General features: G+C 77.8%; 1 protein-coding gene. It reads left to right on the top strand.

Annotated features, from left to right (window positions below; all coding sequences use genetic code 11):
• On the top strand, positions 1-639 hold a 639-nt coding region (locus AO501_RS38235), incomplete at both ends, for a hypothetical protein (RefSeq protein WP_197419889.1).

A 639-nucleotide genomic window follows, 5' to 3' on the forward strand; every position in this document is an offset into this window, starting at 1 on the left:
GGCAGGGCCTGACCGGGGGTAGCGGTGGTGCGGGTGGAACTGCGGGGCTGATCGGCACGGGTGGCAGCGGCGGCTGGGGTGGTGCCGGTGGCGTTGGCGCATCGGCGGGCGCCGCCGGCCAGACCGGCGGTGTCGGCGGTGACGGTGGTAACGGTGGCGTCGGTGGACGCGGCGGGTCGCTGATCGGGGCAGGAGGAGCTGGCGGTCTGGGCGGTGCAGGCGGTTCCGGAGGTGCCGGTGCTGCTGGCGCCGACGGGGTGGTTCTCGGTAGCGCCGGTGGCCACGGCGGCAACGGTGGCCAGGGTGGTGCCGGTGGGGTCGGCGGAGCCGGCGGCGACGGGGGCCTCATCAGTTTTCTGGGCGGCCAGGGTGCCGGCGGGGCCGGTGGCGCCGGCGGGTTCGGGGGAGCGGCCGGTCACGGCGGGCATGGTGCCGATGGATCATTTGCCGGCGCAGGTACCGGCACCGGGGGAGCCGGCGGGGCCGGCGGTGACGCGGGACTCGGCGGGGCCGGGGGAGCTGGAGGTGCCGGGTCGACGACGGGTGCGCACGGCGCGACCGGGGCGCACCCGACCAGTGGCGGTGACGGTGGCAACGGAGGTCGGGGTGCGGACGCCACCGGCCCGGGCAGCAAAGGCG

This window comes from Mycobacterium gordonae, assembly GCF_001417955.2.
Taxonomy (GTDB): Bacteria; Actinomycetota; Actinomycetes; order Mycobacteriales; family Mycobacteriaceae; genus Mycobacterium; species Mycobacterium gordonae_B.